The organism is Aquamicrobium terrae, from assembly GCF_052978165.1.
Window position 1 is genome coordinate 3,035,034 of record NZ_JBRKLZ010000001.1, and the last position, 23,576, is coordinate 3,058,609.

Annotated in this window: 26 protein-coding genes; 20 read left to right on the plus strand and 6 right to left on the minus strand. The window is 59.4% G+C overall.

Going from position 1 to position 23,576, the window contains the following annotated elements; translation table 11 throughout:
- Nucleotides 1-56: 56 nt before the first annotated feature.
- A complete protein-coding gene (locus ACVCNR_RS14885; protein ID WP_447075319.1) occupies nucleotides 57-1,925 on the plus strand; it encodes an anti-CBASS protein Acb1 family protein in 1,869 nt (622 codons plus the stop codon).
- A gap of 24 nt (nucleotides 1,926-1,949) precedes the next feature.
- Here ACVCNR_RS14885 and ACVCNR_RS14890 read toward each other — a convergent pair whose 3' ends face one another.
- Entirely contained in the window at nucleotides 1,950-3,065 is a 1,116-nt protein-coding gene (locus ACVCNR_RS14890) for a transporter substrate-binding domain-containing protein (protein WP_447075320.1), read from the minus strand.
- 175 nt (nucleotides 3,066-3,240) lie between these two features.
- Between ACVCNR_RS14890 and ACVCNR_RS14895 the strand changes: the two genes are divergently transcribed.
- From ACVCNR_RS14895 to ACVCNR_RS14915, 5 genes are read left to right on the plus strand one after another with little or no spacing between them, the layout of a single operon-like run.
- Nucleotides 3,241-4,431, plus strand: coding sequence for a DUF2213 domain-containing protein (locus ACVCNR_RS14895; RefSeq protein WP_447075321.1), 1,191 nt, complete (start codon nucleotides 3,241-3,243; stop codon nucleotides 4,429-4,431).
- Between the two features lie 13 nt (nucleotides 4,432-4,444).
- On the plus strand, nucleotides 4,445-4,945 hold the full coding sequence (locus ACVCNR_RS14900; protein WP_447075322.1) for a structural cement protein Gp24: 501 nt from the start codon (nucleotides 4,445-4,447) through the stop codon (nucleotides 4,943-4,945).
- Nucleotides 4,946-4,971: 26 nt separating this feature from the next.
- Entirely contained in the window at nucleotides 4,972-5,946 is a 975-nt protein-coding gene (locus ACVCNR_RS14905) for a DUF2184 domain-containing protein (RefSeq protein WP_447075323.1), read from the plus strand.
- Between the two features lie 11 nt (nucleotides 5,947-5,957).
- Entirely contained in the window at nucleotides 5,958-6,293 is a 336-nt protein-coding gene (locus tag ACVCNR_RS14910) for a hypothetical protein (protein ID WP_447075324.1), read from the plus strand.
- Nucleotides 6,294-6,296: 3 nt separating this feature from the next.
- The gene (locus ACVCNR_RS14915) at nucleotides 6,297-6,773 is read left to right on the plus strand and encodes a DnaT-like ssDNA-binding protein (protein WP_447075325.1); all 477 of its coding nucleotides are present in this window, start codon (nucleotides 6,297-6,299) and stop codon (nucleotides 6,771-6,773) included.
- A gap of 10 nt (nucleotides 6,774-6,783) precedes the next feature.
- Here ACVCNR_RS14915 and ACVCNR_RS14920 read toward each other — a convergent pair whose 3' ends face one another.
- A complete protein-coding gene (locus ACVCNR_RS14920; protein ID WP_447075326.1) occupies nucleotides 6,784-7,245 on the minus strand; it encodes a Ros/MucR family transcriptional regulator in 462 nt (153 codons plus the stop codon).
- Nucleotides 7,246-7,320: 75 nt separating this feature from the next.
- Here ACVCNR_RS14920 and ACVCNR_RS14925 point away from each other — a divergent pair, with 75 nt between their 5' ends.
- Entirely contained in the window at nucleotides 7,321-7,749 is a 429-nt protein-coding gene (locus tag ACVCNR_RS14925) for a hypothetical protein (protein WP_447075327.1), read from the plus strand.
- Nucleotides 7,750-7,780: 31 nt separating this feature from the next.
- Here ACVCNR_RS14925 and ACVCNR_RS14930 read toward each other — a convergent pair whose 3' ends face one another.
- Complete coding sequence (locus ACVCNR_RS14930) at nucleotides 7,781-8,266, minus strand: hypothetical protein (RefSeq protein ID WP_447075328.1); 486 nt, start codon at nucleotides 8,264-8,266, stop codon at nucleotides 7,781-7,783.
- 66 nt (nucleotides 8,267-8,332) lie between these two features.
- Here ACVCNR_RS14930 and ACVCNR_RS14935 point away from each other — a divergent pair, with 66 nt between their 5' ends.
- The gene (locus ACVCNR_RS14935) at nucleotides 8,333-9,400 is read left to right on the plus strand and encodes a putative phage head morphogenesis protein (RefSeq protein WP_447075329.1); all 1,068 of its coding nucleotides are present in this window, start codon (nucleotides 8,333-8,335) and stop codon (nucleotides 9,398-9,400) included.
- On the opposite strand, the gene ACVCNR_RS14940 is transcribed toward ACVCNR_RS14935, so the two are convergent.
- Nucleotides 9,397-9,597, minus strand: coding sequence for a YlcI/YnfO family protein (locus ACVCNR_RS14940; RefSeq protein WP_447075330.1), 201 nt, complete (start codon nucleotides 9,595-9,597; stop codon nucleotides 9,397-9,399). The two genes, ACVCNR_RS14935 and ACVCNR_RS14940, sit on opposite strands and share 4 nt — an antisense overlap.
- A gap of 976 nt (nucleotides 9,598-10,573) precedes the next feature.
- Between ACVCNR_RS14940 and ACVCNR_RS14945 the strand changes: the two genes are divergently transcribed.
- Nucleotides 10,574-11,026 (plus strand): HK97 gp10 family phage protein, encoded by a 453-nt coding sequence (locus tag ACVCNR_RS14945; protein ID WP_447075331.1) that lies wholly within the window; start codon nucleotides 10,574-10,576, stop codon nucleotides 11,024-11,026.
- A gap of 92 nt (nucleotides 11,027-11,118) precedes the next feature.
- Complete coding sequence (locus ACVCNR_RS14950) at nucleotides 11,119-12,120, plus strand: HNH endonuclease (protein WP_447075332.1); 1,002 nt, start codon at nucleotides 11,119-11,121, stop codon at nucleotides 12,118-12,120.
- A gap of 115 nt (nucleotides 12,121-12,235) precedes the next feature.
- Here the strand turns inward: ACVCNR_RS14950 and ACVCNR_RS14955 are convergent, their stop codons facing one another.
- A complete protein-coding gene (locus tag ACVCNR_RS14955; RefSeq protein ID WP_447075333.1) occupies nucleotides 12,236-12,757 on the minus strand; it encodes a hypothetical protein in 522 nt (173 codons plus the stop codon).
- A 44-nt stretch (nucleotides 12,758-12,801) separates the two neighbouring features.
- Here ACVCNR_RS14955 and ACVCNR_RS14960 point away from each other — a divergent pair, with 44 nt between their 5' ends.
- Nucleotides 12,802-13,248, plus strand: coding sequence for a phage tail terminator-like protein (locus tag ACVCNR_RS14960; protein WP_447075334.1), 447 nt, complete (start codon nucleotides 12,802-12,804; stop codon nucleotides 13,246-13,248).
- Between the two features lie 12 nt (nucleotides 13,249-13,260).
- Here the strand turns inward: ACVCNR_RS14960 and ACVCNR_RS14965 are convergent, their stop codons facing one another.
- Nucleotides 13,261-13,500, minus strand: coding sequence for a hypothetical protein (locus tag ACVCNR_RS14965; RefSeq protein WP_447075335.1), 240 nt, complete (start codon nucleotides 13,498-13,500; stop codon nucleotides 13,261-13,263).
- 166 nt (nucleotides 13,501-13,666) lie between these two features.
- On the opposite strand from ACVCNR_RS14965, the gene ACVCNR_RS14970 reads away from it, so the two are divergent.
- The 9 genes from ACVCNR_RS14970 (at nucleotide 13,667) to ACVCNR_RS15010 (ending at nucleotide 23,484) form a co-directional block, all read left to right on the plus strand.
- On the plus strand, nucleotides 13,667-14,437 hold the full coding sequence (locus tag ACVCNR_RS14970) for a hypothetical protein (RefSeq protein ID WP_447075336.1): 771 nt from the start codon (nucleotides 13,667-13,669) through the stop codon (nucleotides 14,435-14,437).
- Nucleotides 14,438-14,520: 83 nt separating this feature from the next.
- Complete coding sequence (locus ACVCNR_RS14975; RefSeq protein WP_447075337.1) at nucleotides 14,521-15,027, plus strand: branched-chain amino acid ABC transporter; 507 nt, start codon at nucleotides 14,521-14,523, stop codon at nucleotides 15,025-15,027.
- 41 nt (nucleotides 15,028-15,068) lie between these two features.
- Entirely contained in the window at nucleotides 15,069-15,395 is a 327-nt protein-coding gene (locus ACVCNR_RS14980) for a phage tail assembly chaperone (protein WP_447075710.1), read from the plus strand.
- Nucleotides 15,388-17,433, plus strand: a complete 2,046-nt coding sequence (locus tag ACVCNR_RS14985; protein WP_447075338.1) for a phage tail tape measure protein — start codon at nucleotides 15,388-15,390, stop codon at nucleotides 17,431-17,433. The genes ACVCNR_RS14980 and ACVCNR_RS14985 overlap by 8 nt, the downstream gene beginning before the upstream one ends.
- Complete coding sequence (locus ACVCNR_RS14990; protein WP_447075339.1) at nucleotides 17,433-18,122, plus strand: hypothetical protein; 690 nt, start codon at nucleotides 17,433-17,435, stop codon at nucleotides 18,120-18,122. Before ACVCNR_RS14985 ends, ACVCNR_RS14990 begins: the two co-directional genes overlap by 1 nt.
- Nucleotides 18,119-18,718 carry a hypothetical protein gene (locus ACVCNR_RS14995; RefSeq protein WP_447075340.1) on the plus strand — a complete coding sequence of 200 codons (600 nt, stop codon included), beginning with the start codon at nucleotides 18,119-18,121 and terminating at the stop codon, nucleotides 18,716-18,718. Before ACVCNR_RS14990 ends, ACVCNR_RS14995 begins: the two co-directional genes overlap by 4 nt.
- A gap of 12 nt (nucleotides 18,719-18,730) precedes the next feature.
- Nucleotides 18,731-19,138, plus strand: coding sequence for a DUF6950 family protein (locus ACVCNR_RS15000; RefSeq protein WP_447075341.1), 408 nt, complete (start codon nucleotides 18,731-18,733; stop codon nucleotides 19,136-19,138).
- Complete coding sequence (locus ACVCNR_RS15005) at nucleotides 19,131-21,290, plus strand: phage tail protein (protein WP_447075342.1); 2,160 nt, start codon at nucleotides 19,131-19,133, stop codon at nucleotides 21,288-21,290. Before ACVCNR_RS15000 ends, ACVCNR_RS15005 begins: the two co-directional genes overlap by 8 nt.
- Nucleotides 21,291-21,351: 61 nt before the next feature.
- Nucleotides 21,352-23,484: a hypothetical protein gene (locus ACVCNR_RS15010; protein ID WP_447075343.1), complete on the plus strand. Its 2,133-nt coding sequence runs from the start codon at nucleotides 21,352-21,354 to the stop codon at nucleotides 23,482-23,484.
- Nucleotides 23,485-23,576 lie beyond the last annotated feature (92 nt).

Genomic DNA, 23,576 nt, shown 5'->3' on the forward strand with positions numbered 1-23,576 from the left:
GGCTCGAGGGGGCGACACATCAGCGGACGTTTCTGTTCCGAGCGAGGCATGCTGAAATGGGAAATGTGATCGCTCTGGTTCGAGACAGCCTGACCAACCTCGTCTCGCGGATGGGGACGGGGCGGGATAAGGCTTCTCACTCCTTTTACGGCTTGCCGCTGCTGAGTGACGCAGAGATCGTCAACGCTTACCGCGGAGCCTGGCTGCCAAGGAAGATCGTAGACATTCCGGCACTGGACTCCTGCCGGAACTGGCGCAACTGGCAGGCCGCGAAGGATCAAATCGAGAGAATTGAGGCCGAAGAGAAGCGGTTGAACGTGCGGGCCAAGGTATTGGAGGCTCGAACCAACGCCCGTCTGCTTGGCGGCGCCGGCATTCTGATAGGTACCGGTGATCAAGACATGATGCAGCCACTTGATGTGGAGCGCATCGGGCGTGGTGGAATCCAGTATCTCACCGTGTTCACCCGCAAACATCTTTCGGCTGGAGAGATCGAGCGTGATCCGGGGTCCGAATTCTACGGCAAGCCGTCGTCCTACAGGGTAAGCGGAAAGAACGGCCAGGTTCTCGATGTCCATCCCACTCGGCTGGCCATCTTTCAGGGTAGCCCTGTTCCGGATGATGATTTTGCCATGCATCCGGGATGGGGCGATAGCGTTTTGGTTGCCGTCCTCGATGCGATCAAGAATGCCGACAGTACCGCCGCGAATATCGCGTCCCTGGTGTTTGAGGCAAAGATCGACATCATCCGTGTCCCGAACTTCATGGCCTCGGTCGGAGACGAGGAATACAAGCGCAAGATCCTCGAGCGCTATACCCTCGCCAACACGGCCAAAGGCATCAACGGCACGCTGATGCTCGACAAAGAGGAGGAATACGAGAGCAAGTCGGCATCCTTTGCCCAATTGCCAGAGGTTCTCGACCGCTTCCTGACCGTCGTGTCGGGCGCAGCGGATATCCCTGCCACCCGCCTGCTAGGCCAGTCTCCAGCCGGGCTGAATTCAACGGGAGAGGCGGATTTGCGGAACTACTACGATCGCATCTCCGCCATGCAGGAAATCGAGATGACGCCGGCCCTCTACCGGTTGGACGAGGCCTTGATACGATCCGCCATCGGGAAGCGCGATCCGTCGATCTATTATTCCTGGGCGCCGCTCTGGCAGATGACGGACAAGGAGCGCGCGGACATCTTCAGGACCAAGGCAGATGCGGCACGGGCGATCGCTGGCAACGGGGGCACGTCTCCTGAACTGATTCCGTTGGAAGCGCTCAGCGATGGGCTGGTGAACGCTCTTGTCGAAGATGGCAGCCTGCCAGGGCTTGAGAAGGCGATCGAGGAGTATGGCAAGCTTTCGGATCAGGAGGAGGATGAAGAAGAAGCGGCCGCTGAGGCCTTCCCCGCCAATGCCAACGAGCAGGTGCGTCTTGCCGCAAACGATGCCGCACCCCGCACTCTCTACGTGCGCCGCGATGTTCTGAATGCCGCTGAGATCATCGCCCACTTCAAGGCGCAGGGCTTTGCCACGACGCTGCCGGCTGACGATATGCACGTCACCATCACATTCAGCCGCCAGCCGGTCGACTGGATGAAGATGGGCGAAAACTGGTCGGACAACGACAAGGGCGGTCTGATCATCCCAGCCGGCGGCCCGCGTCTCATGGATGCGTTCGGGCAAAACGGAGAGGCCAAGGTGCTTCTCTTCTCATCCAGCGTCCTGTCGTGGCGGCACGAGGAAATGAAACGCAACGGCGCGACGTGGGATCATCCAGAATATCAGCCACACATCACCATCTCTTACGCTGATGATGTACCGGACATTGCCGGCATTGAGCCGTACCGCGGCGAGATAGAGCTCGGCCCGGAAATCTTCGAGGAAGTCAAAGAGAACTGGAAAGAAGGAATTACCGAAGATGCCGACCGTTGACAGGGGCGGTGAAGACATCACGGCTTAAGGCGTGTCGCCGAAGTACCGTCGCCTTAAGTCTTCGATCAGACCGCTCTCGTGTGCGCCGATCAGTTCGACGGTAACGGAATGCCTCAACTCGCTTCCATGGGCCAGACCGAAGCCATACTTGTCCGGCTCGAAGATGGCTCCGACCACATCAAGAGGCAGGTTCGTGTTGGTGTGGGCGTAATACTCCAGCACCGGAGCGTCCCCGACGATCGCAGCAACCCGGCCGTCAAGCAGCGCATCGACCGCCTCTTCGATATGGGCGAAGGCTCTCGCGTCAAGGCCGGACTGCCGAGCAAATGTTTCGGCCACGGAGCCGGCGAATACACCAACCGGGCGACCGGTAAGATCGGCCACGCTGTTGATCTGGTTTGTTAGTGAGAGGGTCGTCATTACACTCGTCACGGACGAGGTCACATAGGCAAGCACTGCAATCCCACAGACGAGCCATAGTCCTTGCCAAATGCGACCGGCCCATCCGAACAGGTTCTTGCGTGCAGCAGGTCTGCCAGAGGTCGCGACCGACATCACAGTGTAGAAGCTCTCGGCGAGGCCATCGCGCCAACGGCGTGGAAAGTCCTTGTCGAAACGGCGGTCGAACAGAGTCACGAGAACCGTAGCAATGAGAATGACGAAACCAATCCAGGCATAGGCGCGAAGATGGCCCGAGGCCTGCAACCCACCGATTACATCCCAAAAGCCTGAACCGCGATCTTCATTGACCATGATGCGCAGGCCTGCGTCGAACCATGGATGGGTGAAGTCGATTTGCTGCGCGCGATCCTTTGTGATGGTCAGGTTGGTGACGGCCACGTCGATTTCACCGCTTGCAGTGGCGCTTACCAGATCGGTCAGCGTTTCCATTTCGACGAATTTTGTTTCAATCCCGAGCGGCTCGCTGATGGCTCTCCAGAGATCAATTGCCATCCCAGTGAAGGTGTTGTCGTGGGCCATGACGAAGGGTGGGCTGACATAGACGCCAACAGTGAGCGGTGATGCTGGTGGCGGAACCGGAGGCTGCTGGCCCAAACCAGGCGTTACAAAGCCAAGCGACATACCGAAAAGAACGGCGAGAAACGGGAACGTCAGGCGGCAATTTCGTTTTTCAGTCATCTACCAAACGCGCACTTATTCGCATCTTGGCGATCCTAATCCGTGAACGGGCCAAAACCCAACCCCTACGCCAATCAGCTGCCGGTCAATCGGGCCCGGAGGCGAACACCTACAGACTGCATACCCGTACCTCCAACAAGCATTGGGGGCGGATAACACACCCGGAGCCGCATTCATGCAATTCACAGACGCTGTAACCGTCGCGGGAACGCGTCGGCGCGATGACGGCTACCTTGTTGCCGACGCGCGGATCGCTCGTACTGGCGTGCAGGTCTATCTAGGCAGCGAGGTCGGCCGTGACGACATGGCGACGGTTCGCGTCTATCGGCCAGGCTCCGAAGTCTTCGCCGAGGACACGCTAAAGTCGGCCGCCCATCGGCCTGTGACGAACGATCATCCGGCCGAACTTGTTACTTCCGAAAACTGGAGGCAGCACGCAGTTGGCCAGACCGGTGACGAGATCACGGGCGAGGGTATCTTCATCCGCGTCCCGCTCATGGTCAGCGATGGAGCGACCATCAAGCTGATCGAGGATGGCAAGCGTGAACTCTCGGCTGGCTATACCTGTGATCTCGACTTTACGGCCGGAGAGACTCCGACTGGCGAGGCATACGACGCCATCCAACGAAATATCAGGTTTAACCACGTCGCGATCGTTCACGCCGGTCGCGCAGGTTCTCAGGTTCGCATCGGTGATGCGAAACAGTGGGGCGCCGCCCCGATCACTCCCACCCAGGAAAAGGAGACCATCACGATGAGTGATGCACTTCGTACTGTGGTCGTGGACGGACTGTCGGTGAGCACCACCGATCAGGGCGCCCAGGCCATTACCAAGCTGATGAAGGATCTGGAATCCTCGTCAGCAAAGCTGGTCGACGCCGACAAGGCCTACCAGGCCAAGCTGGCCGATGCCGAAAAGGCACACGCCGAGGCGCTTAAGGCCAAGGATGCCGACCTCGCCAAGAAGGACGAAGAGATCGGTACTCTCAAGGCCGATCTGAAGAAGGCACAGGACAGCGCTCCGAAGCCTGAGGATATCGATCGGCTCGTCGCCGACCGCGCCCAACTCGTCACGACTGTGAAGGCGATCGACAGCAAGATCGAGACCATGGGCAAGACCGACGCTGATCTGCGCCGGGCTGCAGTAGCCGCAAAGCTCGGTGATGAGATGGTCAAGGGTGCTTCCGACGCCGAGATTGCAGGCATGTTCAAGGCCATCGCCAAGGACATCAAGCCTGCCGATCCGCTCCGTACGGTCGTATCCGGCGGTCTCCAGCAGGTCAACGACGCCGACAAGGCCGCAACCGAAGCCTATGCCGCGATGGTGAAGGACATGCAGTCCGCCCACCAGGCGCAGGCCAACTGAGGGAGACGCTGATATGGCGACCTATCAGACGACTTACTCCGAAGCACCGGCAAAAGGCCTGCATGGCCAGATCGCGTCGGAGGAGAAGAGCAACCGGATCAGCCGTACCGTCGAGAACGCCGAGGGCATCCGCTTCGGTCAGCCGGTCCAGCGCGGCACGGGTGACCACGGCGTTGTCCCGCTTGCCGATGGCACGTTCCTGGGGATCGCGATCCTAAACCCGGCCGTGCCCCCCAGCGCATCGCTGCCGGACGCCTATCCGCAGTACTTCACCGGCGCCTTCATGACCCAGGGCCCGATGTACGTCACGGCCGGCGGCAACGTCAGCGATGGTGGCGAGGTGTTCTACAACACCACTACCCATCGCTACGTTGGTGCGGCCGGCGCGAACATCGTCGGGCCAATCCCGGATGCCGTCTTCGACACGTCGGGGGGCAACGGCGACATCGTGGAAATCAGCCTGCGGCTACGCGCCACGATCCATCCCGAAGCTGACGCCGGTGGCGGCGGCTGAACCAGGTCACGAAAGGAACACTGACCATGAACCAGATCATCAGGCAGCCTTTCGCTGACGCGCAGGCTGCATTCCCCTTCGTGATCTCGCAGGGGCGCAACATCGAGACGCGCATCTACCAGCGTCGCTATCCGACCTTCAACTACGGGGCACATGTTCCCGTGGTCACCGAGGGGAACGAATGGGCTGTCGGCACCATGTTCTTCACGGTCGATATCGCCGGAGAGGCCAAGTTCATCTCCGGTGCGGGCAACGATCTGCCGTTCAGTTCGGCAACCCGCGACCAGGCTGCCCATGACTTCGCCATGATCGGCGCTGGCTGGGAGTGGAACCTGGAGGAGGTCAATCAATCCGCCCTCTATGGCATCCCGCTCACCGACACCAAGGCCATGGCTTCGTCGCAGGCCATTGAGCGTCTGCTTAACGGCATTGCCATGGTTGGTTCGACAGAGAAAAACTGGTCGGGCTTCGTCAACAGCTCGGCCGTATCCCGCGTCGATGTCACTGCGGACGGCACCGGATCCTCGACGTTCTGGGCCGCCAAGGACAATGACCAGATCCTGCGCGACATCAACGACCTGATCGGCAGCGTCCGCGACAATACGCTTGAGGTCGAATGGATCGACAGCCTGCGTCTCCCGCCTGCTGCGTTCCGGCTGCTGAACAACCGGCGTCTGGGTGCCGGTGATGGGGTGCTGAACCTTCTCGACTATCTCCGCAAGAACAACGTCTACACCGCGGAGACAGGGCAGCCGCTCGACATCCAGCCGCTTCGGGAACTGGCTACGGCCAGTCAGGACGGCGGCGGGCGAATGGTCGTCTACCGGCGTGATCCGGAGGTGGTGCGGTTCCATCTCCCGATGCCGCGCCGGGTGCTCCAGCCTCGCCAGAAGTCGATCATGGCCTTCGAGCAGGGTGTCATCGCCCGAACCGGCGGCACGGAATGGCGTCTGCCTGCCGCTGCGGCCTATGGCGATGAAATCACCGCGCCGCCGGCTTGATGGAGGAAGCCATGAAGGTCACGAACATCAGCAAAGCCCTTCAGGGCGTCAATACGAAGTCGGGGCGGGCCTTCATCCGCCCTGGCGAAACCAGGGAAATCGAGTTTGATGAGGCTGGTCTTAAACAGGCTCGGCGTCTCAAGGGCATTCTCGATATCGGAGCCGGGGAGGTCAAAAAGAACCAATCTGGCTTCAAGGCGGAGCATCATGGAGGCGGGCGCTTCAACGTCACCGACGGCGAAACAGTTCATCTGTCTGGACTGTCCAAGGCTGACGCGGACGCTTTCAACCAGATGAGCCCGGAAGATAAGGCAGCCTACGTTGCGGCTGAGAAGGCGAAGGGCTGATCCATGGCCGGCTACGGAAGCGATGACGCCTTTGAGGCGTGGGCCGAAGCAGCCGGCCATACCGTGCCACCGGGCAGCGTAGCTGCGGCCCGGCAGCGTGGATCAGAATACATCGATGCGACCTACGGTGAGCGCTTCACCGGCATGCCCACCGGTGGGATTGATCAAGATCGCGCATGGCCGCGGACCGGCGCGACAGCCTTTGGTCAGGCGTTGGCGAGTAGCTTTATTCCTAAGCGCGTCGAGCATGCAGCTTATGAGGCCGCACTGATCGAACTACGCGACCCTGGTTCCCTGTCCGCGATCGTCAGCGGCACGTCTCTGGTCAAGCGCGAGAAGGTCGAAGGTGCAGTGGAGGTGGAATATGCAGTTTCGGACAAGACCGACGTTGCCGCCGCCGCTCAGCCCGTGGTGACGATCATCGAGGGATTGCTGGCACCTCTTTTGAAGGTACCAGTCCCAGGAATATTGGTTGTTTAGGTTCGGTCGACTATGCAGCCTTGCGGCGTCCACGCTTCTTCGGCTCGACCTCTTCGACTTTCTTCCTGCCAAGCCCCATGCTTTTTGCCAGTTGAGAGCGGGATGCGGAATAGTTCGGCGCCACCATCGGATAATCGACCGGCAGGTTCCACTTGGTGCGGTATTCTTCGGGCGTCATGCCGTGATACGTCGCAAGGTGCCGTTTGAGGGATTTGAACTTTTTCCCATCTTCAAGGCAGATGATGTAGTCGTCATGGATCGATTTTTTCGGGTTCACGGCCGGCTTCTGCGGCTCATCAACTGGCCCCGAGTTGACGGTTCCCAGTGATTTCAGCGAGGCATGTACGCTGGTGATCAAAGCCGCAAGTTCATTCGCCGGAACCGGATTATTCGAGACATAGGCAGACACAATGTCTGCGGTCAGTTCAATATCGAGTTCCGAATTCAGGTTGGGAGTAGTTGGATCGGTCAATTCTTCTTGCTCCTTTTTGTCGCCCGACGCCGTTTAAGACTGTTGTGCCCCTAAAAGCAACTGGAGAACTTAAGAATGGGTTCTCGCTTTGACTATGGCCGAATGCAAATGACGGCCACGCGGCTGTTGGATCGCTTCAAGCAAGGCCGCGTCACTGTTATCCGCACCACGCAGGAGCCGAAGCCCGACGACTGGCCGACCTGGGAACCGTGGGAGGGTGAGACGACAACCAGCGTCTACGAACTGGACGCAGTGGTGAAAGGCGTATCGGAAAAGCTGGTCGACGGTGACGTCGTGAAAGCCACGGACCTTGAACTGACCTGCTCGCACAAGATGACGCTGGTCGAGGTGGATAATGCGCCCGTTGCATCGGTGGCGCATCCCTTCGACGCCGGCTTGCTCGATACGCTCAACATCGACGGAAAGACCGTCACCATCGTTCGCGATCTCACAGTGCCGGCGGCGGGAACGCCGGTGGCGCATCGGTATGTGGTGAGGGCGTGAGGGCCGCCATCGTCAAGCTCCGCCTGAAAAATCAATGCCCGATGATCGGCTCTTTTAGGGCCTCTAGGACCTTCATGGCGTTGGTCCTGGCCGCCTGCACAGTTTTCGCTGCAGACTTGATGGTGAGCCTGTCACCGCCTGAAACCACGAAAATATTCGCGCCTTTGTAACCGCCGCCCAGGCTGGGAATTTGAAGCAGCCTCGCGGTGGCTGATCCTACGTCGATCTTCTCGATCTCGCAGCCGACCAAGGCGCATGATCGCTCCAACTCCATAATGTAGGCCTCGTCAGTGCGCTGTTCTTGGCCCATATCGAAGGTCTGTCGATCGAGTGTGACACTTAGAATTGCGTCTTCTTCAGTTTCACAGCATGAGATGCTCATGTCGGATGGCGTCGCCCAATGATGATCGGCTTTCGCGAACCGATCGACAACAATACTCTCTACCGTCGTCAGGTCATGAGCTTTGAAGCCATCGGCAAACGCTGCCGAGGCGGACAGCAGGAGCGTTATCGTCAACGCCCGTATCAGTCTCACTGGTAACATCGACTCCGTCATAGCCATGCCTTTGTGTGGAGAATCGTCTTGCTCAAGCGCCTATCATCTCGCGAGTTGCTGGAGCAAATCGCTGCCGATTGGGAGCCCGCGATCCGCACAGCGTGGATCGAGGCAATCAACGCGATTCGGTCGAACATCGTCCTGAAGCGCATTGTCGAGCGTCTGGAGCGCGGTGACGTGGCTGGCGTGGTTGCTGATCTCGGCATCGAGGACGGGGTTTTCGCCAAGTTCGAGCAGGCGCTGATCCAAGCCTATCATTCGGGAGGTATTGCCACAGTCGACAGCATGCCGACGCTGCGCGATCCGAACGGCAACAGGGTCCACTTCAGTTGGGGCGTTCGCAATCTGCCAGCCGAACAGGCTATGCGCCAGCATGCGGCCAACCTCGTCACCGGTATCGTCACCGAGGCGCGCGAGGGCATCCGCGACGTTCTGGTCGACAACCTGTCGCGTGGCCGGAGCCCATACGATGCTGGCCGCATGCTGGCTGGTCGCATCAACCGCGTCACTGGACGCCGTGAGGGCGGCCTGATCGGCCTGTCCCGTCCCCAAATGGAAACCGTTGCCCGGATCGAGCGCGCCATGCGCGAGGGCGATAAGGCCTACATGCGCGACTATCTGACCTTCGCAAACCGCGACAAACGTCTGGACAGGATGGTACTCAAGGCCATTCGCGAGGGAAGGGGCCTTGCGTCAGAGGAAGTGGAACGGGTTACGCGCCTCTATGCCAATAGGGCGCTGAAATATCGGGCCGACACCATCTCCATTCTGGAGACGCATTCGGCACTGGCGCGCTCCAAGCGCGATGCTTTCCAGCAGCAGATCGATGACGGCAAGCTCGACGCCCGGGACGTGACGAAGAAATGGAGCCGGACGGTCAGCCGGGAGCCTCGCACGGAGCATCTGGCGATGGCGGGGAAGCCCGCTATCCCGTTCAATGAGAAGTTCACGCTGCCCGACGGCATCCAGTGCGACGGGCCGCACGATCCGAGCCTGCCGGCGCGGCATGTCGTGGGTTGCAAATGTTCCGTTGACTATTCCGTTGATTTCACAGGGCAGGCGCTGCGCCGCTATCGGGAGCGCACCGGTGGCTAGGGAGATTTCTCCTGTTCGCGCCGCTCCAGCTCGCGCTCCACGGCTTCGCGAACGAAGTCGGAACGTTTCTCTTTCTCGGCCAACACGGCGTCGATCCGCGCAAGCGTTCCTTCTGGAAAGCGCGCCGGCATCTGCTCGTGATTGATCTGTCGTCTGCCCACGGGCCGACTCGTATTTGATATCAACAATTCGGTCAATCTCGCCTCTAAAAGAGATATCACCTATTGCGGCGATACCTGATATCACCTAAATAGAAGATATCAACTATGGAGGCAAGGATGCAGAAGGAAGATCACCCGCTTACCGCCAAACTCGATAGCGGAATAAAGGTTCTCGTGCGCATGCCCAACAAGTCGCTTCGGTGGCGGGTGCCACGTTGGCGCTGTGGCGGATGGTACGTGAGGGACAGTTATGGGTGGCGTGAACTATTCGCCGCAGGACCTGGAGCGTACGACGCGGGGACAATGTGATGACCCGCCTCTGCTCGGTCGAAGGGTGTGGTAAGCCTACGTGGTCGCGTGGATGGTGCGGCACTCACTACAGTCGCTGGAGGCGTCACGGCGATGTGATGGCCGATGAGCCAGTTCGGGAAGCGTACACTGGGCCTTGTTTGGTGGATGGCTGTGAAAGGCCGGTCCGCGCGCGTGGTTTCTGCAACATGCATTGGCAGCGATGGAGCATACACGGCGATCCAACAAAAGGTGGAACGCCGAAAGGAGAGAGGCTTCGTTTCCTGTTGGAAGAGGCGATCCCATACCGCTTCGATGAATGTCTAATCTGGCCATTCAGTCGGAATATGAACGGCTATGCGACCATGAAGATCGGCGGCACGGTTGTTACGGTGTCGAGGTGGCTATGTGAGGAGGTGAACGGTCCGCCTCCTACGCCTGATATGGACTCCGCTCATTCGTGCGGAAAGGGTCATGAAGGGTGTGTTGCTCCCAACCATTTGAGGTGGGCGACACGCACTGAAAACATGGCTGACTGCCTACTCCACGGTACGCTCGTGCGGGGTGAGGATAAGCCAAACTCAAAACTCACAGAAGCTGACGTAAGGAAAATTCGATCACTTCGTGGGCGAATGCAGCAAAGGGACATCGCGCGAATGTTTGGTGTGACGCGCGGCACCGTTGGACAGATTCAGCGGCGACAGCGGTGGGGCTGGCTGGACTGATGGCGCAGTCATTCAGCGCCACCATTGAAGGATGGGTGAAGCGAGTTCACGAGGCAGAGGCGGCAGTCTTCAAGGAAGCCGCACAAGAACTGGTCGAGCAGCTGAACGATCAGATCACGGAGATGATCTACGAGACGCCAGAAAGCCCCGGCTACAAGCGCACCGGCTTCCTGCGAGCTTCATTGATGGCCTCGACTGAAGCCATGCCGAGGCTCGAGCAGGACAATCCCGGTTTGCCTGTCGGCGCTGATGCCGGAGACGTAATCCTCGTGATTGCTGGCGCCGAGTTGGGCCAGACAATCTTCCTTGGCTACACCGCGAAATACGGGGCAATGGTCGCGCTTGGCACTTCCAAAATGGCCCCCCGGCCTTGGGTTGACCTCGTTGCGCAAAGATGGCCGGAAATAGTTTCCACTGTAGCCGCAAGGGTTAAGCAGCGCTTTGGCTTGTAAAAGAGGGATAACCCAGTAGAATCAATCGGATCGAAGCGGTGTTGGTCGCACCAGCTTCGATCCTAACCAAGCCAACACGGATGAGGTGTTGAATGGCTGAGAAACGCATATGCTCGATTGAGGGCTGCGGCAAGCCTCACAAGGGGCGCGGATATTGCGGGATGCACCTGTTGCGCTATCGCAAGCACGGTGACCCGAATTATATCGTGCCCGTTTCCGCGCGCGATTATTCGCACAACAGGCGTCCAAGGAAGTTTCACGTCGATCCTGACTGGCTTCGCGAGGAATATCACGTCAAGCGGCGTAGAATTGGCGAATTGGCGTCCGAAATCGGATGCACGATCACGCACCTCAACTCGATGGTTGAGCAGGCGGGCATCCCCCGCCGCGATGGCCGCGCGGGCTGCGTCCGCGCCTCTCGCCGTTCCAAGTTCGACCTGCAAAGGGCGATCTGGCTTTACGAAGTTGACCGAAAGAACTGCGACGACATCGGTGCGGAGATGGGCTGCCACGGCACAGTGATCCGTCGACATTTGCGTGAAGCTGGCGTTCGTATCCGCCACCACAACGAGACGAAACGCGGGGCGAAAGCTCACAACCGGGCAAGGATGGATGAGGCGAAGGTCGTCCGCGAGTATCTAAAGCCGAGGGCCGGGGTCTATTCCGTGGCCAAGAAGCTTGGAATCTCGACCGGGTTGGTAGCGACCATACTGGATGAGAATCGGGTTGGCCGAAAAAGCATCAACGAGGTGAGGGATACGCTTCGTGGTGAAGATCATCCGTCTTGGAAGCCGGACTTAGCGCCGGAAGATCGAGCGAGGCAGCGCCAGGGGCAACCAAGTTGGCGGATGCAGGTGTTCCATCGGGACAGGTTCACATGCATGGCTTGCGGGGATGACCGGGGCGGCAACCTCCATGCGCATCATATTGAGGCGCATTGTGAGAACAAGGAAGCGAGGTGGCATGTGTCGAACGGCGTGACTTTGTGCGCGACCTGCCACCGGGAGTTTCATCGGCGGTATGGTGTTCGCGGCTTTGGCCGCGCGGAACTGGATACGTTCCTAGCCAGCTATCGGGTGCAAGAGGCTGCCTGACATGCCAACAGTCGAGACGAAGATATGGCCGGCGCACAAGGATCATCGTCCAGCGCTGGAAGCCGATTGTCGAAGCTGTCACGCGAGATCTGAACTGGCAATGAACACATCTTGGTTACGCCAGAACAAGGAAAACCGGGATGAGAAGAAGGATCAGAGCAGATAGCCCTAACCGTTGGACGAACGTGAAATCCTTGGGATTTAGCCATCTGTGTGCTCCCACTATCAGTGCGTAGGAAAACGCCACAAAGATCAGTGCCCAGATCAAGCCAGTTAAGTCGCGGAGAACTACGCTGAACACGAAAGCGGCGCCCGCCAGTGCGCCGAGGACGCTGAACCAAAGATCAACGAAGGTGTTGGTCGCGAACTGGAATAGTGATTGCACCCATTCGGGGAATGAGAAATAAAGCGCCGCCAGTACCATCCAGGTTGAGGCGAGCACATAGAGCGCTCCTGGACTTCCCAGACCCACGACTCTTTCTAGTCTTGCCCAATAGTCGAGGCCGAAAAGAGAGAGTAGGGCGGCAAAAAAACTGGTTACAACCATCGCCATTGCGCTTACGACGAAGAAAAACAAAAAGCTCTTCGCGCTGCGCTTGATTAGTGCCGATAGCTCCGAGTTCTCAGATGTCGTCAAGACGCCCTCATGGATTGTTTAGCTGACTGCGGAGCCACCCCGATATGCCCACTACAGAAACAAAAATCTGGCAGGGGCTCAAGGCCCGCGTCGCCAGTCTTCCGCTTGGCCTGTCGATCGATTGGCCCCTCATGCCGTTTGACAAGCCACAAGCAGGCGGAAAGCCGCTACCTTATGTCGAGTGCCGTCATATCCCGAACAGAGTCAACCGGCTGCTGATCGGCTCACAGGGGCCGCAGGAGCGGCCCGGTATCCTGCAGATCACCCTATGCTGGCCGGCTTCCGAGATCAGCACGGGATCCGGTAAGACGCATCCCGACGTGTTGATCCAGCAGGCGGGAGAGATCGCAGCGCATTTCCCTACGGATTTGCGGCTCACCTTCGATGGAGTGACCGTGCGTGTCGAGCGGGCCCCAGACGTGTCACAGGCATATCGAGACGATGCCTACGTCAGGGTGCCGGTGAGCGTGCGGTATTCGGTTTTTGCCTAACGTATTGCCTGGTTAGGCCAGGGTGCCGATGAAAAGGCCAATGGCACCAAATATCAGACCGAACAGTATCGCATTCTGTTTGAACGATTTGTGAGGCCCGAAAGGTGCCTTGTCCGGATCTGAACCGTGCCCAGCCAGGAATTTCTCTTTGCGTTGCTGGTAGCCTCTTTTCTGGGCCGGAGAATTCATCGCCAGCGCGATGGCTGGCCCGCCAAGGCCGCCCATGATGAGCGCCATCAAGATTGAAGCCATTGTCCTCTCCATCTCATGCCTGATGGAATCTAGGGGAACGAGTCGTTTCGTCATGTCAACTTCGGGGCCTCACTCGTAGAAGCGATGCCCACTATTCCCGGCCATCCGGGCAAACCGGCTCCCTTCGCGGGAGCTTTTTTCATGCCATTGAAAAGGAGCAACCGCGATGGCGATCCATACCAATGCGGACAGTAAGCTGTTCATTTCCCCAGCTTCCGTGAACGTCGACACGGTCAACGCGATGAACGACGCCTCCGCAGTCGCGTTCTTCGAGGGCATCAACGACTGGGTCGAGGTCGAGGAGCTGGAAGACCTCGGAGAACTGGGAGACACCTCGGAGGCGATTACATTCACGGCGCTTAACAACGCCCGTGTCCGGAAGCTCAAAGGGCCACGCGATGCCGGTACGCAGACGATCGTCGTTGGCCGCGATCCCCTGGATGATGGCCAGGAGGCGTTTATCGCTGCCGAGCGGACCAAATTCGACTTCGCCATCAAGATCGAACTGGCGGATGCGCGAACGGCCGGACACAGCAACTCCGTGCTTTATTATGCTGGCATGGTGCAGGGCGCCCCGACGAATCTGGGCAACGTATCCAATGTGGTGCGCCGCACCTTCACGGTGGGCATCAACACAGCAATCTTTGAGGTTTCCAGCGAGGAACTGGCTGCGCCCACGAATACGCTGGAGCCGTCGATTGCAGGCGTGCTGGATGAGGGCGAGGTTCTGACCGCCATCGACGGCGTGTGGACCGGAAATCCGACGTTTACCTACCAGTGGAAAGCCGATGGCGCGAACATTCCCGGCGCCACCGCCAAGACCCACACGATCCAGGCCGGAGACGTCGGCAAGTCCATCTCCGTTGCTGTGACGGGCACAAATAGTGCCGGCGCCGCGACCGCCGAAAGCGCGCCGACCGCCGAAGTGCCTGCCTGATCCATTCTGCGCAGAGCGGCCCGTCCTGTCGTCGGGGCAGGGCGGGCCAACCCGACACCCGACATATCCCGATAGGTGAAACCATGAGCGAAGAACTCGACCTTTCCGATTTCGATACCGTCGATGAAGACGTCATGACGGTGAAGACGAAGGACGGCACGGAAACGACGTGGACCTGGACATTCGCGGGTCCCGGCCATCCCAAGACCGTCGAGCAATCCAACCGCCTTGCCAAAGAGCGGCTCCGCCGGGAAAAGGCGCAGGAACAGGCCGTGGTGAACGGCAAAAAGTGGAAGGCCGAGGATGAGACGCCGGACGAAGCCCTCGATCGAAACGTCAAGCTTGTGACTGACCGTCTCCTTGGATGGTCGCCGATCAACCTGAACGGCACGCCGTTCCCGTACACGGTCGAGAACGCCAATCTGATCCTGAAAGATCGGCGTAAGGGGCATATCCTCATTCAGGCGCTCGAATTCCTTGGAGACGAGGTGGCTTTTTCCGGGCGCTCGGCGACAACCTCCGAGCCTTCGCCGAGCGATCATTCGAGCTCGACCGGAACGAAGAAGGCCGCACCCGCCGGGACCGCCTGACATCACGCCTGGAGCGTGCCATCCGCAAGAACCGGCAAGACATCGCCGAGCAGCTTCAAGCTGAGTTGGAATGCCCGCCGTTCCCGATGGCTCTTTCCTACCTCTGGCAGGCGTGGGCAAGGCTGCGTCGCCGAACGCCGGCGGGGATCAATGGGCCGAACCCTATCACTATCGAGGCGATTGACGCCTTCATCCGCCGAACAGGCCTGCGGCTCGATCCTGGCGATATCCAGCTTATCGAGGACATCGACGACCTCTACCTGTCCAAGATGGCGGAGCAGGCGAGTGAGCGTGACAGGCAACAGGCGCTGAAAGATGGACTGGGCCGGGCTAGCAAGCAGGGAGGCAAGAGAATAGCAAATGGCTGACATTGCCCACCTCGGCTTGGCCGTCGACTATCAGGATGCAGACAAGGCAACTGTTGCTCTCACCAGAATGACCGCTGCGGCCAAGAAGGCGGAAGACGCGGCGGCCGGCGTTGCCGGCGCGTCGGACAAAGCCGCCAAGGCTACGGCGAACATCACTACGGCGACCGGCAAAGCCAGGATACAGTGGGAAACCGCCGAAGAAACGGCGGCCCGTCTTGGGATCAAAATCAAGAATACCGCCAAGGCAGCGGATCAGGCGGCAAAGAGCATTTCCAATCAGGGCGCGGCTGCGAATGACGCCGCACAGAAGGTCACCAATCACGGCAACGCCGTAGATCAGGCCGGACGCAAGACCGAACGGGCATCTCTTGCCTCGCAAGGTTTCGCGCTCGCACTTGGAAAGGTGAAACAGGCGCTGGCTGGTATCGTCTTGAATGCGATCTCGGTTGGCGTTGGCATCCTCCTTGCCGAATTGGCGAAGCTGGTCGACTGGGGCGCTCTCGCCGTTACAGTCCTCAATGGCCTGGCTGATGCCATAGAGGTCATCGCGCCCTACGCGGTTGGTGCTGCCGCTGCGCTAGCACTGATCTACGCGCCAGCTATCCTGTCAGGAATTGGCGCGCTGGCGGTTGGCATTTGGGGCGTTGTGCAAGCGCTCGGGGCGGCCGCTCTGGCATTCGTCGCTGCAAATCCGGCCGCCGCATTTGTCCTTGGCATTACGGCGGCGATTGCGGCTGCAAACATCTTTAGGGACGAACTCGCCCAGATTTTCGGCCGCGATATCGTTGCCGACGCCAAGAATGCGGTGAACTGGGTAATCGGTGCATTCGTCGGAGGCTTCAACGCCATCAAAGCTACCTGGTCGGCATTGCCCGCTGCCCTTGGCGATCTCGTCATATCCACCGCAAATGCGGTGATCGGCGGCGTTGAAGGTATGATCAACAAGGTTGCCGGCCTGATTGACGGCTTTATCGGGAAGGTCAATTCCGCGATGAAGTCGCTGCCCTTCGGGATGGGCGACAATATCAACATCGGGACAATCGGCGAGTTTTCACTGGGCCGTCTCGGGAATCCCTATGCCGGGGCCGCAAGCGCGGCAGTCGATACGGCAAAGGGAGCGTTCGGCTCGGCAATGGGGACCGACTATATCGGGGCTACCTATGACGCCGTCGCCAAGGGTGCCTCCGCCGCTGCTGACAAGGTCCGTGAACTTGCCGGGAGCTTTGGCAAAGTCGAGGACGCGTCGGGGAAGGCGGGAAGGGCCGCCAACGACGCGGCAAAGGGCGCTACGGATCATTGGAAGGGCCTGAAGGAGACCGTCGATAAATCGGCCGAGGCGGCCATGAAATTCGCCCGCGATCTCGTCGGCGGCTTTGTTTCTGATCTTCGGTCCGGCCTCGAGCAGGGAAAGAGCTTCTGGCGAGCCTTTGGAGATGCGGCGATCAACGTGCTGAATAAGATCGCCGATAAGCTTATGAATGACGTTTTGGACGCGATCTTCCAGGTCAACAACGCCTCGTCCGGAATCGGCGGTGGCGGCGGTAGTTTCCTAGGTTCCCTGCTTGGCGGGATCGGAAAACTGTTTGGGTTTGCCAAGGGTGGCTACACTGGCCCTGGTTCTGCCTCCCAGCCAGCCGGTGTTGTGCACGCCGGGGAATATGTGTTCTCCAAGAAGGCAGTTGATCGGATCGGGGTGAATTATCTCGATCAGGTTCACAGGGCGGCGAAAGGCTACATGGCGGGCGGGTTCGTTTCCCGAATGCATTCGCCAGCCAACAGCAATCTTCGCGGCTACGATGTAGGCGGGTACGTCGCCCCGGTTCCGCAATACAACGGCAACGCCGCTGTGGCGCAAGGGCGCGAGGTAATCGAGATCGTCTTGCGTGATGACAGTGGGCGCATGGCCGATATCGCCGACCAACGCATCCAGTTGGCATCCGGGCCGATGTTGGAGGTATCGGTCAAGCAGAGCACCAGCATGAGCCGAAAGGGCCTGCCCGGCGCCAGCGGCTACTACCAGAAGCGCGGGACGATCTGATGAAGCGAAAAATCATCGATCTGCCGCGCTCCTTCGCGCAGTTGACCAATGACTGGATCATCAACGTCCGGGGCAAGGCGGCCGGGGAAGGTGTAACCGGCACCGGGCAGGTGGCTTATGGCGCGCAACCCAGATGGGAAACGACCATCGATCTGGCTGCCATAGGCTGCGAAGGACTTCGGACATGGAGCGCAATCCAGAGCAGCATGCGCGGCCGGATCAATGTGCTGCGCGTGCCCCTCATTGATCTGTGCCCCGTCGATCTGGGCATTCCGGGTCTCGATGAATGGTCGATGAGCCATATCCCGCACAGCGATCAAAGCCCGTTTTCTGATGGCGCTTACTATGCGCAGGAGCCGACCGTCGTGATGCCGTCGCTCCTAGAAGCGGGTGCCGAGGAAATGACGGTGGATGCCTCGTCGGTGAATCATGTGCTGGAGCCGGGCATGTGGTTCTCGCACGACGACTGGCCCTATCGGGTCACCGGCATGTGGGAAGGTGAGGGTGGGGCAACGACCTTTTCTTTTGAACCGCCCTTGCGTCGTGACATTCCGCAGGGACACGAGATCACGCTTCAGGCAACCGCGCTCATGGTCTTTGAAACCGATCTGGAAGGCCGGATGCCTCTGGAACGTGGCCGGCTTATCACGGCTTCCGTGAAGCTGCTCGAGTGGACCTCACGCCCATGACGATGCCGTCCGAGTACGATTTTCGATCCGAGAACGTCGGCATCATCAACCTGATCGAATTGGATACGACCGTCGGTGTGTTCCGGTTTCTGCTGGGCGATGACGGCTGGTTCAAGGATCTGGCAGGCAACGTTTGGGTCGGATCGCGCTTGATAAGCTGCTCTGAGGTCGAGTTTTCCATCAACGGATCGGCGCCGGGCATCGAACTGGGGCTGACTTTCATTCAGGATCCTGACGAACCTGATCTAATCTCCGAGGTCCGGGCGCTTGGCAATGACGTCATCAAGGATCGCGAAGCCCGGTTCCTGATCCAGTACTTGGAGGCGATGAGCGAGTTCTTCCGTCCCGTCTACCAGCCGCAGCTCTTGACGAAGCGGAAGATGGTGAACCTCGGCTATTCGTTCGAGGGGCCGCAGATCAGGCGGATTTCGCTGCAGGTGGAAGGGCCGTTCAATCTGCGCGCGAAGCCGGTCGGCGGGCGCTACAATACGGCGGATCATTCGCGCCGGCTGGGGCTGCCTTCCGGCGTTATAAACCCGTCGTTGGAATACATGCCGGTCCACGGCGTGGATGAGCAAAGTCTGTTCGGGCTCTAGGCAAATAACATCATGGACACCCTCTACGCCCATCTTCACCGGTGGATGGCGGAGCCTTTCGTCTGGGGCAAGTCGGACTGCATGCTTGTGCTGGCCGATTACCTCATGGCCCTCGGATACTCCGATGCTGCCGCCAAGTGGCGTGGTCAATATGACAGCGCGCTTTCCTGCCAGAAGGTCAGTGGCTTCCTGCATGATCCGGCTGGCGTGATGGGCGAGGCAGCCACCTCGATTGGACTGGAGCCGACGAGCAGCCCCGACAGAGGCGATGTCGGCGTGGTTCGTATTCGCGATCAGGACGGCATCAAACTTATGGGCGCGGTCTGCCTCGGCAAAAATTGGGCACTCAAGGGCGAGTACACCGTGGTCATTTGCAAGCCGATCGAAATCCTAGCAGCGTGGAAGGTCGACCGTGCGTAAGACGCTCTATGCCGCCTTCCTGCTCGGCACGACGGCGCTCTATCCGACGCCGGCGCATGCCATGCCGCCAGTCGTCGGGTTCATCGGCGGCATCATCACGGCGTTGGGCGCTCCGGCCATTGGCGGTGCAATCGCGGGCGCCTTTGGTGGGTTCTCTGCCGGAGCATTCGCGGCCGGCTGGGCCTTTGCTGGCTCGGCACTGGGCGGCTTGCTGCTCAATGCCGCCTTGTCCGTCGGCATTTCGGCTCTTGCGACATTACTGCGCCCCAGGCCTGACGCACCGCCCAATCCGGGTGCGCGTATGGTCAATATGCGCCAGCCGATCAGCTTTTTCGAACATGCCTATGGGCTGGTCAGGAAAGGAGGCCCGGTCAATTTCTGGCAGGCCAAGAACGGTAAACGCTATTATGACGTGATCCTGGCTGCCCGTCAGATCAACGGGATCAGGCAATGGTTTGCCGACGAGACGGAATTCACTGTCGACGGTAATGGTCTCGCACAACAGGCGCGGTTCCAATCTGACGGCCGATCAAGGTTGCGGGTTGCTGCCTTTCTCGGTGCGGCGGGACAGATCGCTCCGGCCCTACTGGCAGATAATTTCCCGCAGTGGACCGCGGCCCATGACATGGCGGGCCTTGCCCATGTCGTCGCCGTGGCGGAAACGGTCAAGGCTGAAGACTTCTCGAAAGTCTATCCCGGCGGCCGCGAGCCGGTCATCGCGCCGGCGATCGAGGGTTATCTATGCTACGATCCGCGCGATCAACAGACGAAATGGACCACCAATGCCGCGCTGATCATCGCGGACTGGATCACGTCGAAAGACGGCCTCGACCGGGAGGTCGACTGGGATCAGGTGGGCATCGAGGCAGATGTTTGCGATCAGGTCATTCTCGATCGCGACGGCAATCCTGTCCCCCGATGGCAGCTTTCCGGCGTCTATTCATCGGCAGATGACCGTGACACGGTGCGCGCCTCGATGGGGGTCGCCTGCGACGCATTCTTCTACGAGGACACCAACGGCGTTGTCGGGTTCAATGTCGGCCGGTTCATCCAGCCCGATGTCGAGATTGCCGACGACGACATCCTGTCGATCCAGTACACGGAAGGGCAGGCCGGCACCGACATCGCCAATGCGTTCTCTGTCGAATACACAGAGCCTGAGATCGGCTACCGCGAGGCAGCCAGTGCACCCTATGTGCTCGACGTTCCGGACGAGCCCTACGAGGAAGACAGCCTACGCGTCTACTGGAGCCCGAACCATAACCAGTCGGTACGTGTCGCCAAGCGCCTGCTTCTGGTCTCCCGCGCCAAGTACAAGATCAGCGCCACGCTCAAATACCACGGCATCCGGCTGATCGGTAAGCGGTTCTTCCGCCTGCGCCATGCCGAGTTCGGCAATCTCGATCAAATCTTCGAAGTCGACAAGTTGAAGCGCAACGAGGACGGCATCACCTGGTCGGTCGAGGCCCACTCGGTGCAGGCCCCCGATTTCGGGTTCAACTCGGCCACGGAAGAACCGGAGAAGCCGAAGCGGACCTCGATCGAGACGTCATCCGAGGTGCCGGCGCCGACGAGTGTGACGGCGGTCAGCCAGCCCTATGCAGGTTCCGTCGCGATCCGTGTTGAATGGGCAGCGCCGCCCCGTGACAGCCTGCTGCATCAGGTGCGCTATCGTGTTGCTTCGCCGCTGGGCGAATGGACAACGCTCAACGCTCCGGTTGGTCAAAATCATCAGAACATCCTCGGTTTGCTCGACAATCAGACCTACCATGTCCAGGCCCGGGCGATGACCAACTCTGGTAAGGCATCGGAATGGCGGCCTGAGCCGCCCATTGCCGTCACCGCACGTGTCGATCCGGTGCCGCCGGGCGTGGTCGCTGGCGTCAACGCTGTTGGCGGTGCCGGCGTAGTTGATATCGATTGGACTGCGCCCAACAGTCCGAACTATTTCGCCACCCTCATCTATCGCAACACGGTCAATGACCTTGGGTCGGCTGCGTTGGTGGTTACCGAGTACGGTGCGCCAAGCGCCGCGGACAGTTGGCAAGACAGCGGCCTTTCGGCTGGCACCTACTATTACTGGCTGGCTGCTGTGAACCAGAGCGGTGTGCCCGCCAGCGCAGTCCCGACCGGTTCCGTCACCGTCACCTGAACAACCCGAAAACCCGACATTCAGCCCTGCCTTGGCGGGGCGCTTTCGCATGGAGATAAGCATGGCTTTCCCCGATCTCGATCCCAATCATGTGTTTCGGGATTTCACGACGCTCGGTGTCCCGGCCAGTGGCAAGTGGGACCCACGGAAGGTCGAAATCCGCCGTCTCCTGAAAAGCCACGAATCGGCAATTATTGCATTGATCGGCGGGCAGGGCGGCGACATCGACCTGGTGCGCGGCGTGATGTACTTCTCGGTCACTGGCGGCACGGCAAACGACATTATTGCCGAGCCGGATGCCGAACTGCCCGAAAACCCCGGCTCGACCGTCTACATCATCGGCGGGATCGCGCAGGACAACACCAGCCCTGTCACCATCAATGGCAAGCCGCTGCTCACCAATAGCGGAAATGAGATTGCGGCGGGCGGGATCGTTGGGGGCGGCATTTACCTGTTTCTGGACGTTGGGGCCAACTATCGCCTCCTTAGCGATCAGGCGAGTGCCGCAATAGTTGCGGCGGCTGAAGCTGCCGCGATTGAAGCAATTGACGCGGCTGATCGAGCAGAAGCTGCCGCAGCGGGGGTTGAATATCCGGTTTCATATGCACCGCAGAGCTTGTTGCCCGAAGAGCAGGCCCAGGCGCGGGAGAATATCGGTATCTTGCCGCCTGGTGACGTGGACAGCGTGTCGGCAGCCGAATTGACGAATATTCCAGCCGGTGTGACCTTTATCCGCACCGCAGGCTTTGCCGTGTCGGGAGATGGCGGTGCTGCGCTTTACAAGCGCGCGCTGTCCGAGCCGACACATGCTGGAAAATTCCAGAGTGCAGATGGCGCCTGGTGGGAACTGTCCGAGAGCGTCATAAACCCGATGATGCTTGGCGCACGGGCTGACGGCGCAATTGATGATACTGCGGCTGTTCGTGCAGCCCTTGCCCTCGGTCGACCTGTTGATTGGGGTGGGGCATCCCGAACCTATCGCGTCACGGACACGATCACCCAGATACCCCCGCAGGATGTCTATTGGGCATCGAGCGGGGCCACGATTCTTCTGGACAGCGCCAACCCTGTGCAATTTGCCATATCCATGAACTGCGCTGGGCGTAATGTCACCATTGTTGGTTCGCTGCTCCTAAACTGCCAGGATAAGGCGTTTGTCGGCTGGTATTTCCAGAACAGTTCCACCACGACCTTCGGCGATTTCTATGCCTCAAACCTCAAAGTGCAAAACGTGTTTCGAGGGTCTTCTGCCTTTACGGGAGGTGACGGCATCTGGATTAGAGGTGGATGGCGAAACGTGTATCTGGAGCGCCCCGATGTGCGCAACGTGCGCATGGCTATCGGCGCCGGGGTTCAGGGCGCGCAAGGGGTAACCGGCATCACCGTCAACGCTATGACGCTGGCGCCGCAGGAGGTCACCGTCATCGCGCCGTACATCGAGAACGTGTACAGCCTGGATGCCAGCTATCTATTCGATCAGGATGGTATGAGGGTTTTTGCCGCCGAAGACGATGGAACTGCTGTTCTCACCCCAAGTCATTTCTCACTTGTTGGCGGGAAGATTCGGAACTGCGGCGGGCGCGGCGTCAAATCCCAGATGGAGTTCGGCCACATTGTCGGAACCCATTTCGAAAGAAATGCCTCGGGGCATGGCTCTATAGCGCGCACGGGCAACATGCCTGAAATTGATTTCCAGACGGGTGGCGGCCTGATCGAGAACATCGAATGCAAATATAACGGCTCGGCCCCGCATCGTATTGTCCAGCTTACCGGCTCACGGCAGGCATCCCCTATTCGCATTCAGGCGGGCGCAAAAGTTGACGGGATCAGGATTTCCCGAACTGGTGCCAACCAGATTTCTTCGCTGGTCCATATTGCGCCGGCATTTATGCGAGGTGGTGTCATTGACATCAGGAATATCAACCATGCGGACAGCGGAAATCTGATCGAAGAGGCAATCCTGTTCAACAATGAAGCCGCCAACAACTCGATCTATGTTGTGAATATCGAGAATGTGCTCACCCGAGTTGATGCCGCGAACTCGAAAGTGTTTGTGCGATGCACACGGACCGTTGGAACAACGCACTTCGTTGGCCGTAATATTGTGGTGAGCCAAGCCAATACCGACTTCCTATTGTCAGGAACCGGGACCACGACCGAGAAGCTGGAAGGCACAAACGTCAATGTAGTGTGACAGCTCTCTTGGTTAGATGCGCATATGTCGGGGCAGGGGGGCTTCGGTCCCACAGCTTAGCCTGCCTCAACTTGGGGTGAAGCAGGTGCAAG